The organism is Companilactobacillus sp. FL22-3 (assembly GCF_054881455.1).
Map to the genome: position 1 here is coordinate 122,314 of NZ_JBTYYZ010000004.1, position 14,725 is coordinate 137,038.

The following is a 14,725-nucleotide window of genomic DNA, read 5'->3' on the forward strand; positions in this document are numbered from 1 at the left end:
AGGTATTGTATGGACGATTCAGATAATTTAAAGAAAATTATTGAACAGGCAGAAGAAGCTTTTGACCAAGGTGATTGGGATCAAGCCACAGATTTATATACGCAAGCATATTCGATGCAGCAATCCTTTAATATCAACAGAGGGCTTGCTGCTTCTTTGTTGAATCAAAAAAGACCTGGCGATGCGGAAGCGGTAATTTTAGATTATTTTAATTACTACCTCAGTGAACCCGAAACGGCGGAATTGGCGCTTGATATTATTTTAGAAAACAATGATTTTTTGTTAGCTAATCAAATGTTGAATTTTTATGACACCAATCAACCGCCTCAGATCAAACCTGAATTCGTCGATGATTTTAAGAAAAGAATTGCTATCGCTGAAGACCGACATGAACGTTCCTTTAAGCCTGAAAAGGAAAATATCATCCGGCGTTTGTTATCGATCGTGACTGAACCGACTTCCGAACAAATTCAATTGTTAAGAAAATTAAGGGAATTCAACAAGGAAGATTACATCAAAAATTCGAAGATATTATTGGGCAATCCCTTGTTACATCCGCTTTTGAAGAGCGAAGCTTTGGAGAATTTGTTGAAACTTGGGGTTGATGAAGAGGTTGATATCTCGTTTTACGGTGAAAATAAAACTTGCAATCCAAGTACCTTAATGCCTATCATGTCAACTAGTGTCTATTTGAAAATGTGTGACGAATTAGAAAAATTGCTGACGGATGAAAACGAAACCCAAATGGAAAACTTCAAGGGTGAATTATCGCTTTACGCCGCATTTGTCTATCCGTTCGGAGATGAAATAATAAAAACCCCTGAACTCTGGACAAAAGCTATGCTTTTAAGGTATGGTTTAGTAGATGATTCACAAGTAAGTGATAATTCGGGTTTAGACGAAGTACAATCTTGGCTAAAAAGGTTCGATGAACTAATAAATACCTTCCAGGAGTGAAATTTTTAAACTTTTTTCACTTTGAGTATTTACAATTTCAATTACGGCCTGTATACTCCAAAGAGTATATTTTTAGTCGGTGATTTGCGTTGAATTACTTTGCTTTCACCTCTGAAAGTAGTATAATTTTTCAGTAAAGAGTCGTCTAAAGAACATTTTCTTTGGATCAATCTTATGAAATGAAATTTTAGGAGGATTCTTTGTAATGGCAGAAAAAGAACATTATGAGAGAACAAAGCCCCATGTAAATATTGGGACAATTGGTCACGTTGACCACGGTAAGACTACTTTAACAGCAGCAATCACTAAAGTTTTGGCTGACAAAGGTTTAGCTAAGGCTGAAGATTACGCTGATATCGATAAAGCCCCAGAAGAAAAGGAACGTGGGATCACAATCAACACTGCTCACGTTGAATACGAAACTGAAAAGCGTCACTATGCACATATCGATGCTCCAGGACACGCTGACTACGTTAAGAATATGATCACTGGTGCTGCACAAATGGATGGTGCCATCCTTGTTGTTGCTGCTACTGATGGTCCTATGCCACAAACTCGTGAACACATCTTGCTTGCTCGCCAAGTTGGTGTTGAATACATCGTTGTCTTCTTGAACAAGACTGACCTTGTTGATGACCCAGAACTAGTTGACCTAGTTGAGATGGAAGTTCGTGAACTTCTATCAGAATACGATTTCCCAGGGGATGACATTCCTGTTATCCGTGGTTCAGCTTTGAAAGCTCTTGAAGGTGACCCAGAAGAAATCAAACACGTTGAAGAATTACTTGATGTTGTTGATGAATACATCCCAACACCAGAACGTGATAACACAAAGCCATTCATGATGCCTGTTGAAGATGTCTTCACTATCACTGGTCGTGGTACTGTTGCATCTGGTCGTATCGATCGTGGTGAAGTTAAGATCGGTGACGAAGTTGAAATCGTTGGTCTTAAGCCAGAAGTTGAAAAATCAACTGTTACTGGTCTAGAAATGTTCCGTAAGACTCTTGATCTTGGTGAAGCCGGAGATAACGTTGGTGTTCTTCTTCGTGGTATTAACCGTGACCAAATCGAACGTGGACAAGTTCTTGCTAAGCCAGGTTCAATCAAGACTCACAACAAGTTCAAGGGTGAAGTTTATGTTATGAGTAAAGAAGAAGGTGGACGTCATACTCCATTCTTCTCAAACTATCGTCCACAATTCTACTTCCATACAACTGATGTTACTGGTGTTATTGAATTGCCAGAAGGTGTAGAAATGGTTATGCCTGGTGACCAAGTTACTTTTGAAGTTGACTTGATTGCTCCAGTTGCTATCGAAAATGGTACAAGATTTACTGTTCGTGAAGGTGGCCGTACTGTTGGTGCCGGTGTCGTTACAGAAATCTTAGACTAATCCTAAGTAGTGATGATTAATTAAAAAGAGTTGGCGAAAGCTAACTCTTTTTTTTTGCAGAAATCTTCAAAAATGGTGCAAAGTATTTTATAATAGAAAGCATGATGTCTTAAAATACCTATAAATCACGTCAAATGTTTACAATATCACCATTTTAAGGTAATATTACAAAGTATGAGATCGTTGAAATACCGGAGGGATAATATAAATGTCTGCTAAGGCTAAATTTACAAAAAAAGAAAACAATACTGGTGAATTGAAATTTGAAATTGACCAAGACACAATCAAACAAGGTTTGGACACAGCTTTCAACCGTGTTAAGAAGAACTTGAACGTACCTGGTTTCAGAAAAGGTAGAGTACCTCGTCAAATCTTCAATCGTATGTACGGTGAAGAAGCATTGTACGAAGATGCACTTAATGCTGTTTTACCAAACGCTTACCAAAAAGCTGTTGACGATACTAAGGTAGAACCTGTTGACCAACCACAAATTTCTGTTGAATCAATGGAAAAAGACAAGCCATGGGCTATCACAGCTACTATTACTGTTAAACCTGATGTTGAATTAGGCGATTACAAGGGTATCGAAGTTAAGAAACAAAAACGTAATGTTATGAAGGCAGACGTTGATGACCGTCTAAAAGAATTACAACAACAACAAGCTGAACTTGTCCTAAAAGATGGCAAGGCTGAAAAAGGCGATACAGTTGTTATTGACTACGTAGGTAGTGTTGATGGTAAAGAATTCGATGGCGGCAGCGCTCAAAACTACTCACTTGAACTTGGTTCAGGTACATTCATTCCTGGATTTGAAGACGAATTGATCGGTCATTCAGCTGGTGAAGATGTTGACGTTAACGTTACATTCCCAGAAGATTACCAATCAAAGGACTTAGCTGGTAAGAAGGCTATCTTCAAGACAAAACTTCACGAAGTTAAGACAAAGGAATTGCCTGAATTAGATGATGACTTTGCTAAGGATGTTGACGAAAACGTTGATACTCTTGAAGAATTAAAGACAAAGCTTCATGATGAAATCAAGGATCAAAAGAAAGAAACTGCTGAAGAAAACATTCAAGAAGAAGCAATTTCTGGTGCAGTTAAGAATGCTAAGATCGATTCAATTCCTCAAGCAATGATCGACACAGAAGTTGAAAATCAATTGAACCAATACTTAGCTAACTTACGTCGTCAAGGTATCGATCCTAAGTTGTACTATCAAATGACAGGTACAAACGAAGAAGACTTGAAGAAACAATTTGCTAAAGACGCTGAAGAACGTGTTAAGACTGACTTAGTTGTTGAAGCAATTGTTGCTAAAGAAGATATCAAACCTACAGAAGATGAAATCAAAGCAGAAATCAAGTCACTTGCTGACGAATATAAGATGGAAGAATCAGCTGTTAGAAATGCACTTTCTGATGAAATGTTGGCTCACGACATCGCTGCTAAGAAAGCAATTGAATTGATCGTTGATTCAGCTGTTGAAAAGTAATTTAACTATTGCAAAACTTAGGAGGCCAGAAGGCTTCCTTTTTTTATAGTTATCTTTAGAAACTAAATACTTTACTCTTAATTGGGACAATGCTAGACTTTCTAAAGTATTGGAACTATTGAAGGAGAAATTGCATATGTTTGATAGTACAGAGAATACTGGCACGATTAGCTGTTCATTTTGTGGCAAAACACAAGATCAAGTTAAGAAAATCGTTGCTGGACCTGGCGTCTATATTTGTAATGAATGTATTGATTTGTGCAAAGAAATTATAGACGAAGAATTAAATGAGGCGGCACCACTAGATTTAGATAATATTCCTACTCCTATCGAAATTAAAAAGATTCTTGACGATTATGTGATTGGGCAAGTTGATGCGAAGAGGGCATTGTCAGTTGCCGTTTATAATCACTATAAAAGAATTAATAAGATGGAGCATCTTAAAGATGGCGAAACGGAATTACAAAAGAGTAATATCGCTTTGATCGGACCAACTGGTTCAGGTAAGACTTTCCTTGCCCAAACTTTGGCTCGAATTTTACAAGTACCATTTGCCATTGCTGACGCAACCACTTTGACCGAAGCAGGTTATGTCGGTGAAGATGTTGAAAACATTTTGCTGAAGTTATTGCAAAATGCTGATTTTGATGTAGATAAGGCTGAACACGGAATTGTCTATATCGATGAAATTGATAAGATTGCTAAAAAGAGTGAAAATGTCTCAATTACGCGTGATGTTTCCGGTGAAGGTGTTCAACAAGCACTTTTGAAGATTTTGGAAGGAACGATCGCTAGTGTGCCACCACAAGGTGGAAGAAAGCATCCACAACAAGAATTGATTCAAATCGACACGACTAACATCCTCTTTATCGTTGGTGGTGCCTTCGATGGAATCGAGACAATCGTTAAGAACCGTCTGGGTGACAAGACGATTGGTTTTGGTGCTGAACAAAAGGCTAGTGTTGCTGAAGAGAAGAGTCTGATGCAACAAATTATTCCTGAAGATTTAATGAAGTTTGGGATCATTCCTGAATTCATCGGTCGTATTCCGATCGTGAATGCACTTGAAAAGTTAACTGAAGATGACTTAGTTAATATCCTAACTAAGCCTAAGAATGCTCTTATCAAGCAATATAAGGAACTTATGGAGCTTGACGGGGTCAAATTAGACTTTACTGATGGTGCTTTAAGAGAGATTGCTAAGATGTCAATTGAAAGAGATACTGGTGCTCGTGGATTGAGATCAATCGTTGAGGAGACAATGCTCGATACGATGTTTGATATTCCTGGTCGTGATGATGTGGAAGGCGTTAAAGTTACAAAAGACGCAGTTCGCAAACTCAAAGCCCCAGAATTGATTTTGAAGAATGGAGAAGTTGCCTAATTGGCAGCTTTTTTTTCTTATGGTAAAATTACTCCATTGAGGTGAATTATGCAGGTAAATAATGTATCTATGAATTTAAGTGCAGTCAGTTCCAAACAGTATCCCGATGAAGGATACCCTGAGATTGCGCTTTTAGGCCGTTCTAACGTGGGAAAGTCTTCTTTGATAAATACGCTTATCAATCGGAAAAGCTTTGCGAGAACGTCTAGTACTCCCGGTAAGACCCAAACATTGAATTTTTATAATATCGAAGACCAACTATATCTAGTCGATGTCCCAGGCTATGGTTTTGCTAAAGTCTCGAAAAAGCAAAGAGAAGCCTTTGGGGTCATGATTGAAGAGTATTTAACAACTCGCAAACCACTCAAAGGGGTGGTCATTTTGGTTGATGGACGTCACGCTCCAAGTGATGATGATATTTCAATGTATCAATTTGTCAGTTATTATCATATCCCAACTTTAGTCGTAGCCACGAAGATGGATAAGGTTAAAGGAAACCAGTGGAATAAGACTATCAGTCAAGTTAAAAAGACAATGGAGATCAATCAAACTGACGCTTTACAATTGTTCAGTTCTGAAACCAAAAAAGGCAAGGATGAAGTTTGGGCTTGGATCGAAGACCACATGCAATAAAAATTATTAAAGCTATTTAAAATACCCTCTGATTCAAAAACAATGAATCGGAGGGTATTTAGTTTGATCGTTTAAAAATTAATGATTTCTTGGAATGTGAATTGATCATTTTCAAAGGTAAATTTTAAAATACTACAGTTCGTGAAGCCACTGCGTCGGAGTTTTTGCATATCAGTCCACAGATCAGAGAACATCATGATGGCACCAGCATGACTGACGACCAAGACAGTCTGATTATCTTGTTGCATGATCTTCGTTAGGGTATTATTGACCCGTTTTTGAGCTTGCTGATTGTCTTCGCCACCGAATTGGACGTAGTAGTCGCCAAAGTGTTTCTTAGGATCATCCTGAGGGTGCAAATATTCAGGTTCGCCTTCAAATTTTCCAAAGGAAAGTTCCCGCAGTCCCTTTAAACGGGTGTAAGGCATTTTGGTGACTAGTTCTAACGTATCGCTGGCTCGTTCGGAAGTAGAACAATAAGCGGCATCAAAAGTGATCTGATGGTCACGAAAATATTGACCGGCAATTTTGGCTTGTTTGATTCCAAGTTCAGTTAATGGCGAGTCGCACCAGCCTTGAATCTTTTTTTGAACGTTGAATAGTGTCTGTCCATGACGCATGATATAGAGTGTTTTTGTCATAATTTTCCCCCTCACAAAAAGCACTTATATTATACAATAAGTCCTAAAAATACCTTGAAAATTCTTGAATCTCTGTGTATCATCATAACTATAAGTTTTGTTTTAGTTTAAAAGCGCAGTAGGAATTTACTTCAGAGTTCAGCGAATTGACGGTTGGTGCGAGTCAAGCAGGGTAAATTGTGAATTACTAGACTAAAAATCGTGTCCTACGTTACAGGAGTAAAGAGCAAGTTTTTTTAACTTGAATTTGGGTGGTACCGCGCCAAGAGCGTCCCTGCATTGTTGCAGAGGCGTTTTTTTTATTCCTAAGATTCGTGGGTCAAAAATAGGAGGCATTTTTATGAATATTATTGATGAGTTGTCATGGCGAGGGTTGATCAATCAACAATCTGATGAAGAAGGTTTGCGTGAGTTAGTTGATAGCAAGGATATTTCATTGTACTGTGGGATGGATCCTACAGGTGATTCCATGCATATCGGTCACTTGTTGCCTTTTATGACTTTAGAGAGATTTGGCAAGTTTGGTCATCATCCATATATCGTTATCGGTGGTGCCACTGGTTCGATCGGTGATCCTAGTGGTAAAAAGGCTGAACGTCCTATGCAAACGATGGACCAAGTCAATCACAACGTTGAGGCTTTGAGTGCTCAAGCTAAGAAGATTTTCAGTGGTTTTACCATGGTCAACAACTATGACTGGACAGAACCAATTGGTATCTTAGATTTCTTACGAGATTATGGAAAATTATTCAATGTTAATACGATGTTGAATAAGGAAATTATCTCCAGCCGTCTGGAAGTTGGTATTTCCTTTACTGAGTTCACCTATCAAATTTTACAATCACTTGATTTCTTGACACTCTACCGGAAACATAACGTGCAATTGCAAGTCGGTGGTGGTGACCAATGGGGTAACTTAACTGCTGGTCTTGATTTGATCCATAAAGCTGAAGGTCAAGACGCTAAAGTCTATGCTTTAACTATTCCTTTGTTGCTCAAGTCTGATGGAACTAAGTTTGGTAAGACTGCTGGTGGTGCGGTATGGTTAGACCCTAAGAAGACTTCACCATACGAATTTTATCAATTCTGGTTCAACCAAGATGATAAAGATGTCATTAATTTATTGAAGAAATTCACTTTCCTAACCAAGGAACAAATTGAAGACTTGGCTGATTCTGTTAAGACTGCACCAGAAAAACGTTTGGCTCAAAGAACTTTGGCTCAAGAAGTAACTAAGTTCGTTCACGGCGAAGCAGCTTTGAAGACAGCGGAGAAGATTACTGATGTCTTGTTCTCTGGCGAAATCCAAGAATTGACAACTGAAGAAGTTGCAGAAGCTTTCCACGGTGTACCAAGTGCTGAAATTACTTCTGACCCAATCAATTTGGTTGATTTATTGATTGCCACAAATGTCGATAAATCAAAACGTCAAGCTCGTGAAGACATTCAAAATGGTGCTATTAGAATCAACGGTGAACGTTTGACTGATACAACGATCGAAATCGATCCCAAAGATTCTTTTGACGGTAAATATATTGTTATTCGCCGTGGTAAGAAGAAGTATTTCTTAGCTACAATTAAATAAAACTATTGACTGTCGGTGTGAAATCGTTTATATTATTTGCAACGAAAACTTTTAATCGAGTCCTGTGAGGCTTGGAAGGTTACTTACACGTATAGACAAAAAAAGTGTAAACTTCCTTTCCTTGTGGGATAGGAAGTTTTTTGTTTACTTAAAGAAAATCAGGGAACTTTTAAATAGATCCAGTGAGGTCTAAAAGGTCAGGATAAAACCAAACTTTTAGGGGCTAGCTGGATAAAAGCTAACCCTTTTTAATTTGGAGGAAAACAATGAAAAACATACTTTCTATGTCACAATTATCAAATCAAGAGGTCTACAGCTTAATTGATTCTGCAATGGAATTTAAAGCTGGCAAAAAGTCAAAGATCGGCCAAGATAAATTTGCCATTAACTTATTCTTTGAAAATAGTACGAGAACGAAGTCCAGTTTCCAAGTTGCTGAAATGAAATTAGGTATGAAAGAAATTGAATTTGAGGCAAGTACTTCTTCAACTTCAAAAGGTGAAAGTCTTTACGATACCGTTAAGACGGAAGAGAGTATCGGGGCATCAGTCGCAATCATTCGCCACAGCCAAGATAATTATTATGAAGATCTAGTTAACAATCATGATTTGAAGATTCACCTAATCAACGGTGGTGATGGTACGGGTCAACATCCTTCACAATCACTCTTGGATCTGATGACGATTTACGAGCACTTCGGCAAATTTGATGGTCTAAAAGTTGGAATTATCGGTGATTTGAGTCATTCACGAGTTGCTCATTCCAATGCTGAAATCCTGACTCGCCTGGGTGCAAGTGTTAGTTTCGGCGGTTTAGATGCTTGGTACACACCAGAGTTTGCCGCAATGGGAGAACATATGGCAGTTGATGATCTTTGCCGCGAAATGGATGTCGTCATGCTGCTTCGGGTCCAACATGAACGTTTGTCAGCTGAAGAAAATGAGAATTTCTCAAAGGCCGATTACTTTGCTAAGTATGGCTTGAATATGGATCGGGTCAATCTGATGAAAGCTGACGCAATGATCATGCATCCCGCTCCTGTCAATCGTGGTGCCGAAATTGCCGATGATGTAGTTGAATGTGATAAGTCATATATCTTCCCACAGATGACTAACGGAGTTTTCATGCGCATGGCCATGATTGAAGCTGTATTGGAAGGGGAAAAATCAAGTAATGAAACTGCTGATCAAAAACGCCAAGCTATTTTACACTAATAAATTAATTAACTGTGACTTATTGATCGAGGATGGCAAATTCAAACAAATTGCCACCGAAATAGTTGCATCAGCTGACGAAAAAATTGTTGACGCTAAATATCAGTTGGTTTCTCCAGGACTAGTTGATGTCCACGTTCATTTTAGAGAACCTGGTCAAGTGCATAAAGAGACAATTAAAACTGGTACTGCAGCATCAGCTCACGGTGGTTTTACAACTGTTGGAGCGATGCCCAACGTGATTCCTGTACCTGATGATACCGAGAAATTTCAACAGCAGCTTAGTTTGAATCAAGAGAATTCTTTGATCAACACTTTGCAGTATGCACCGGTCACTAAAGATGAAACGAGTGATCAATTGGTTGATATCGAAGCTTTGAGTAAACTAGGAGCTTTCGCTTTTTCAAACGACGGTCATGGGATTATGAATGCCCAGGCGATGTTTTCAGCTATGGAAAGGATCGCCGCAGTCAATAGTCATTTAGCAGCTCATGTAGAAGATAAAAATCTCTTCAATCACGGCGTGATCAACTTTGGTCAGGCTTCACAATGCTTAGGCTTACCAGGGATTCAACAAGTTGCCGAGACCTCTCAGTTAGCTCGAGATTTAGTTTTGGCAAAGGAAACTGGCGTGCACTACCATGTCTGCCACATTTCAACTAAAGACAGCGTCCAAATGGTCCGTATGGCTAAGGATGCCGGTATCAATGTCACTTGTGAAGTATCGCCACACCATTTATTGTTGAGTGACCAAGATATTGTCTTAGACGATGCTAATTTTAAAATGAATCCACCTTTGAGAACAGAAACAGATCGTGAAGCTTTAGTAGCAGGTTTGATCGATGGAACGATCGACATGATTGCGACTGACCATGCACCTCACGCTGAAGCTGAGAAAAATCAGGGCTTTGCTAAGAGTGCCTTTGGAATCACCGGGATTGAAACATCCTTCCCACTAATGTATACACACTTGGTAAAAACTGGCCTGATCAGTTTAGAAAAGCTGTTATCATTAATGTCTGATAATCCAGCCAAAATATTTAACTTAGCACCGGCAGGGTCGATTAAAGTTGGTCAAAGAGCCGACTTTACGATCATTAATTTGGATGATGAATTTGAAATCAGAAAAGTGGACTTCTTATCTAAAGGAACCAACAGTCCCTTTATCGGTCAAAGAGTTTTTGGTGAGGTTGAACAAACTTACGTTAACGGAGAATGTATTTATTCGAAATAAAGAGGGGTAAAGATGAACAAACCAGTAATTGTAGCATTAGATTTTGCAGATGATTTTGATTGTATTAATTTTTTAAATCAGTTTCCGAAAGATGAAAAGTTATTTTTGAAGATTGGTTTAGAAATGTTTTGCCAATTTGGTTATCCTTTTGTCAGAAATTTACGACAACGAGGTTATAATATTTTTCTCGATTTGAAGTTGCACGATATTCCTAATACCGTTAAACGAACTTGTGAGATGATTGCCCAGTGGGATGTCCAGATGTTGACGGTGCATGCAACTGGTGGTGCAGAAATGATTGCAGCAGCAAAAGCCGGCTTAGCAGGATCAGAGACTAAGTTGTTAGCGGTGACGCAACTGACTTCTTTAGGTCAAACAGAATTGGCAAATGAATTGCAAGTACCATTAAAATCACAAGACTACGTCACTCATCTGGCTAGTTTGGCACATCAAAATGGGGCTGATGGCGTTATTTCTTCAGCCTTAGAAGTGCCCATGATCAAAGCTGCTACAAGTACAGAGTTTCTCTGTGTTACCCCTGGTATTCGTCCTAAAACAGCCCAAGTGGGAGATCAAAAACGTGTGGCAACACCAGCTCAAGCCAGAAGTTTAGGTAGTGATGCGATCGTCGTCGGTCGTCCAATCACCCAAGCGGAAAATGGTTATCAAGCATATATGAATATTTGTAAGGAGTGGAATAAATAATGGATAAATTAGCGGTTGCTAAGAATATTGCTGAACAATTATTAAAGATCAAGGCGGTGACACTAAGTCCTAAACAGCCATATACTTGGGCAAGCGGTATCAAATCGCCAATTTATACTGATAATCGATTAACAATTGCTTATCCAGATTTCCGCCAAACAATTGCTCATGATTTAGCTGATCTGATCAAAGAAAATTATCCTGATGTTGAAGTTATCGGTGGAGTAGCTACAGCAGGAATTCCACATGCTAGTGGGGTAGCTAATATCTTAAATTTACCATTGAACTATGTTCGTCCTCAAAAAAAGGATCATGGTAAGAAGAGTCAAATTGAAGGACGTTGTCAAAAGGGCGATAAAGTTGTTTTGATCGATGATTTGATTTCGACTGGCGGCAGTATTTTAAAAGCTGTTCAAGCTGTACGTGAAGAAGGCGGAGAAGTCATTGGAACAGTTGCCATTTTCTCTTATGATTTGCCCGAAAGTACCCAGAATTTTGCTAATGCTGAAACTAAATTGTTCACTCTGACTGATTATCCAACGATGATTAAAGTCGCTTCAGAACAAAACTATGTTGAAGCTGAAGATATGGAATTGTTACAACAATGGTATCAAGATCCAGAAAGCTGGGGTAAATAATGAGTCCATATAAACTAATCCGTCCCGCAATTTTTAAATTAGACCCCGAAGTTGATCACCACCTGGTGGCAAACGGGTTGAAAATGTTCAACCGGACACCTGAAGTGTTGAAAACGATATTTAGAACTAAGCAATATCCTAATTTGAAAGTAACCGTTAAAGGCGTTACTTTTGATTCACCAATTGGAATTGCCGCGGGTTTTGATAAAAAGGCCGAGTTTTATAATAGTCTTGGTGCTTTAGGTGCTAGTTTTGTTGAAATTGGCAGCATAACAAAGAATGACCAACCAGGTAATCCGAAAAAACGTATTTTCCGTTTGCCTGCAGATAAAGCCATCATCAATCGGATGGGATTGAATAATTTGGGGGTTGAAAAGACTCGACAGCATTTAGCCAATACGCCTAAACACGTAAAAGTTGGTATCAGTGTGGCACCAGGTCACGGTTTAGACACTGACAGCATGGTCAACGAAATGGTTGAAGATATCGAACAAATTCATTCATTCGGAGATTATATCGCCTTGAATCAAAGTTGCCCCAATCAAAAAGGTGTGACTACTTTACAAGAAACGGCTGTAGCCAAGAATCTTCTTCAAAAAATTCATAATTTACATATCAAAGAACCAATTTTCTGCAAATTTGGGAATGATATTACCGAAGAACATTTGTTGGAACTGCTTGAACAAACCAAAGGTTTAATGGACGGAATTATTCTAACTAATACTGCCTCTAATCCTAGGTCGATTTATACCAACTTAAAGTCAGCTGATAAAAATCAAGGTGGCGGCCTCAGTGGTAAACCAATTTTTAAGAAGTCATTGAGTTTAACCAGGGCAATCCACCAGCAATTTCCCGATCTACCAATCATGTTCTCCGGTGGCGTTTTTACTCCAGAAGATGCACAGGCAGCCTTAATGGCAGGTGCCAGTTTAGTGCAAGTTTATACAGGAATTATTTACAATGGACCAACCTTGTTGAATGAAATCAATCAATACCTTTCAGTCAATGACGTTCTAGCCAATTTGGAGCGTTCAGAATCGCTTGCCCAAGCACCAATACAAGATAATACCGATATCGTCGTGTCCGATATTTCTGCAGCTAAAAAAGTCGAATTGGATGCTAATTCCGGCGCTTCTTTTCACGAAGAATAAGACCATCTAGCGATAAATTTTTCAGCAAAAATCCTCAGTCAGCTAATTGCTACTGAGGATTTTTTGGGAACAAATTATTCTTGAACACCGGTCGTAATGATTTCGTCGATCTTAAAACCTAAAGCTTGAGCCACTCGGGTACCGTAATCTTTGTCAGCTTGATACATTTGTTTGATTTCTAGAATTTTGATAGTATCTTTGGTCACCGTGCCTAATGTTTGAGCAATAGTTTTGATCAATCTTTCTTGTTCTCCCGATGACATCAGCCGATAAAGATCACCAGCTTGAGTCGAATAGTCGACTTGATAACTGTAAGCTTGATTTTGGACCTGACCAGAAACTTCATATGGATCAATCGAAGCTTTTTTAACTTCTTTGGGTCCATCAAAAGAATTCGGTTCGTAATTTACAGTCAAACCTTGATAGTTGGATTGCATGGTTCCGTCTCGTTCATAATTATGTACTTCGGTTAATGGTCGATTGACGGGAAGATCTTCGAAGTTAACACCTAAGCGATAACGTTGAGTATCTTTATATGAAAACAGTCGTCCCTGCAATAATTTATCTGGTGAAACTTCAATTCCGGGGACTAAATTGGCAGGCGACAAAGCAGCTTCTTCAATCTCGGTAAAATTATTCGTCGGATTTTGCTTGAATGTTAATGTACCAACTTTGATCAAGGGGTAATCTTTGTGGGAGACAACCTTTGTCACGTCAAAAATGTCCCATTTGTAATTTAAGCCGTCCTTAAAAGGGATGATCTGAACGTATAAATTCCATGAAGGTTCATTGTTTTGTTCTATTGCATTGAATAAGTCATCCTGAAGATAATCGGGGTTAGTGCCAGCTAATTTATTAGCCAATTCGCTAGTGATATTTTTAACTCCTTGATTAGTCTTCATATGATATTTAACCCAAAAGGCCTCACCTTTTGCATTGACCCACTTGAAAGTATGTGACCCATATCCATTCATCATCCGATAGGAAGCAGGAAGTCCACGGTCACCCATTAAATAGGTCACTTGATGAATCGATTCAGGTGATTGCGACCAAAAGTCCCATTGCATGGTTTGACTCGTCCTGTTAGTTCTAGGATCTCTTTTTTGTGAATGAATAAAGTCAGGAAATTTTAAGGGATCGTTCACAAAGAAGACGGGAGTGTTGTTACCAACGATATCGTAATTACCTGCTTTTGTATAAAATCGTAAGGCAAAACCCCGGACGTCTCGAACGGTGTCTGGATAGCCCTTTTCGCCAGCAACTTGTGAGAAGCGCATCATAATTGACGTTTTTTTGTTGAGACCATTAAAAACATCAGCTTTGGTGTATTTACTCATGTCACTTTCCAGAACGAATTCACCTTTGGCGCCGGCACCTTTAGCATGCACAACTCGCTCTGGAATACGTTCACGATCGAAATGGGCCAGTTTTTCTAGCAAGTCATAGTCCTGAATCAAGACCGGGCCTCGACTGCCGGCAGTTAATGAGTGTTGATTATCAGCCCATGGTTGGCCAGATTCTGTCGTTAATTTTTTTGGCATTGGTAATCTCCTATAGTTTAATTGAAAAAATAATCGAATTACTAGTACGCAATAATCATACTATAGGTCTTATCAGATGATAAATTATATGATAATTAATTTCATCAAAAATGATTAATTAAAAAAGAAGCAAATTACTAAACGTAATTTA

13 protein-coding genes are annotated in these 14,725 nt (G+C 38.7%); 11 read left to right on the top strand and 2 right to left on the bottom strand.

Translation table 11 applies throughout. The features are described from left to right. Positions 1–9 precede the first annotated feature (9 nt). The 5 genes from ACYT32_RS05125 to yihA all read left to right on the top strand — a co-directional run bounded on the left by ACYT32_RS05125 (position 10) and on the right by yihA (position 5,865). Positions 10–957, top strand: coding sequence for a tetratricopeptide repeat protein (locus tag ACYT32_RS05125; protein WP_395264856.1), 948 nt, complete (start codon positions 10–12; stop codon positions 955–957). 205 nt (positions 958–1,162) lie between these two features. After that, a complete protein-coding gene (tuf, locus tag ACYT32_RS05130) occupies positions 1,163–2,353 on the top strand; it encodes an elongation factor Tu (protein ID WP_395264854.1) in 1,191 nt (396 codons plus the stop codon). Positions 2,354–2,561: 208 nt separating this feature from the next. Beyond that, entirely contained in the window at positions 2,562–3,848 is a 1,287-nt protein-coding gene (gene tig / locus ACYT32_RS05135; RefSeq protein ID WP_395264853.1) for a trigger factor, read from the top strand. A 136-nt stretch (positions 3,849–3,984) separates the two neighbouring features. Next, the gene (gene clpX, locus ACYT32_RS05140; RefSeq protein ID WP_395264852.1) at positions 3,985–5,232 is read left to right on the top strand and encodes an ATP-dependent Clp protease ATP-binding subunit ClpX; all 1,248 of its coding nucleotides are present in this window, start codon (positions 3,985–3,987) and stop codon (positions 5,230–5,232) included. A gap of 48 nt (positions 5,233–5,280) precedes the next feature. Beyond that, positions 5,281–5,865, top strand: coding sequence for a ribosome biogenesis GTP-binding protein YihA/YsxC (yihA, locus tag ACYT32_RS05145; protein ID WP_395264851.1), 585 nt, complete (start codon positions 5,281–5,283; stop codon positions 5,863–5,865). 71 nt (positions 5,866–5,936) lie between these two features. Here the strand turns inward: yihA and ACYT32_RS05150 are convergent, their stop codons facing one another. Next, a complete protein-coding gene (locus tag ACYT32_RS05150) occupies positions 5,937–6,509 on the bottom strand; it encodes a histidine phosphatase family protein (RefSeq protein ID WP_395265039.1) in 573 nt (190 codons plus the stop codon). Between the two features lie 337 nt (positions 6,510–6,846). On the opposite strand from ACYT32_RS05150, the gene tyrS reads away from it, so the two are divergent. From tyrS to ACYT32_RS05180, 6 genes are all read left to right on the top strand, one after another. Further along, positions 6,847–8,091: a tyrosine--tRNA ligase gene (gene tyrS / locus ACYT32_RS05155; RefSeq protein ID WP_395264850.1), complete on the top strand. Its 1,245-nt coding sequence runs from the start codon at positions 6,847–6,849 to the stop codon at positions 8,089–8,091. A gap of 266 nt (positions 8,092–8,357) precedes the next feature. Further along, positions 8,358–9,305, top strand: a complete 948-nt coding sequence (locus ACYT32_RS05160; RefSeq protein ID WP_395264849.1) for an aspartate carbamoyltransferase catalytic subunit — start codon at positions 8,358–8,360, stop codon at positions 9,303–9,305. After that, positions 9,265–10,539 (top strand): dihydroorotase, encoded by a 1,275-nt coding sequence (locus ACYT32_RS05165; protein WP_395264848.1) that lies wholly within the window; start codon positions 9,265–9,267, stop codon positions 10,537–10,539. The genes ACYT32_RS05160 and ACYT32_RS05165 overlap by 41 nt, the downstream gene beginning before the upstream one ends. Before the next feature lie 12 nt (positions 10,540–10,551). Next, positions 10,552–11,244: an orotidine-5'-phosphate decarboxylase gene (gene pyrF, locus ACYT32_RS05170; RefSeq protein ID WP_395264847.1), complete on the top strand. Its 693-nt coding sequence runs from the start codon at positions 10,552–10,554 to the stop codon at positions 11,242–11,244. After that, positions 11,244–11,882 (top strand): orotate phosphoribosyltransferase, encoded by a 639-nt coding sequence (pyrE, locus tag ACYT32_RS05175; RefSeq protein ID WP_395264846.1) that lies wholly within the window; start codon positions 11,244–11,246, stop codon positions 11,880–11,882. The genes pyrF and pyrE overlap by 1 nt, the downstream gene beginning before the upstream one ends. Beyond that, positions 11,882–13,033: a quinone-dependent dihydroorotate dehydrogenase gene (locus tag ACYT32_RS05180; protein ID WP_395264845.1), complete on the top strand. Its 1,152-nt coding sequence runs from the start codon at positions 11,882–11,884 to the stop codon at positions 13,031–13,033. Before pyrE ends, ACYT32_RS05180 begins: the two co-directional genes overlap by 1 nt. A 74-nt stretch (positions 13,034–13,107) precedes the next feature. Here ACYT32_RS05180 and ACYT32_RS05185 read toward each other — a convergent pair whose 3' ends face one another. Further along, the gene (locus ACYT32_RS05185; RefSeq protein ID WP_395264844.1) at positions 13,108–14,574 is read right to left on the bottom strand and encodes a catalase; all 1,467 of its coding nucleotides are present in this window, start codon (positions 14,572–14,574) and stop codon (positions 13,108–13,110) included. Positions 14,575–14,725: the final 151 nt, after the last annotated feature.

Bases quoted from the DNA above. Each gene is read 5' to 3' on its own strand.
- ACYT32_RS05125 (WP_395264856.1), top strand. From the start codon at position 10: ATGGACGATTCAGATAATTTAAAGAAAATTATTGAACAGGCAGAAGAA.
- tuf (WP_395264854.1), top strand. From the start codon at position 1,163: ATGGCAGAAAAAGAACATTATGAGAGAACAAAGCCCCATGTAAATATT.
- tig (WP_395264853.1), top strand. From the start codon at position 2,562: ATGTCTGCTAAGGCTAAATTTACAAAAAAAGAAAACAATACTGGTGAA.
- clpX (WP_395264852.1), top strand. From the start codon at position 3,985: ATGTTTGATAGTACAGAGAATACTGGCACGATTAGCTGTTCATTTTGT.
- yihA (WP_395264851.1), top strand. From the start codon at position 5,281: ATGCAGGTAAATAATGTATCTATGAATTTAAGTGCAGTCAGTTCCAAA.
- tyrS (WP_395264850.1), top strand. From the start codon at position 6,847: ATGAATATTATTGATGAGTTGTCATGGCGAGGGTTGATCAATCAACAA.
- ACYT32_RS05160 (WP_395264849.1), top strand. From the start codon at position 8,358: ATGAAAAACATACTTTCTATGTCACAATTATCAAATCAAGAGGTCTAC.
- ACYT32_RS05165 (WP_395264848.1), top strand. From the start codon at position 9,265: ATGAAACTGCTGATCAAAAACGCCAAGCTATTTTACACTAATAAATTA.
- pyrF (WP_395264847.1), top strand. From the start codon at position 10,552: ATGAACAAACCAGTAATTGTAGCATTAGATTTTGCAGATGATTTTGAT.
- pyrE (WP_395264846.1), top strand. From the start codon at position 11,244: ATGGATAAATTAGCGGTTGCTAAGAATATTGCTGAACAATTATTAAAG.
- ACYT32_RS05180 (WP_395264845.1), top strand. From the start codon at position 11,882: ATGAGTCCATATAAACTAATCCGTCCCGCAATTTTTAAATTAGACCCC.
- ACYT32_RS05185 (WP_395264844.1), bottom strand. From the start codon at position 14,574: ATGCCAAAAAAATTAACGACAGAATCTGGCCAACCATGGGCTGATAAT.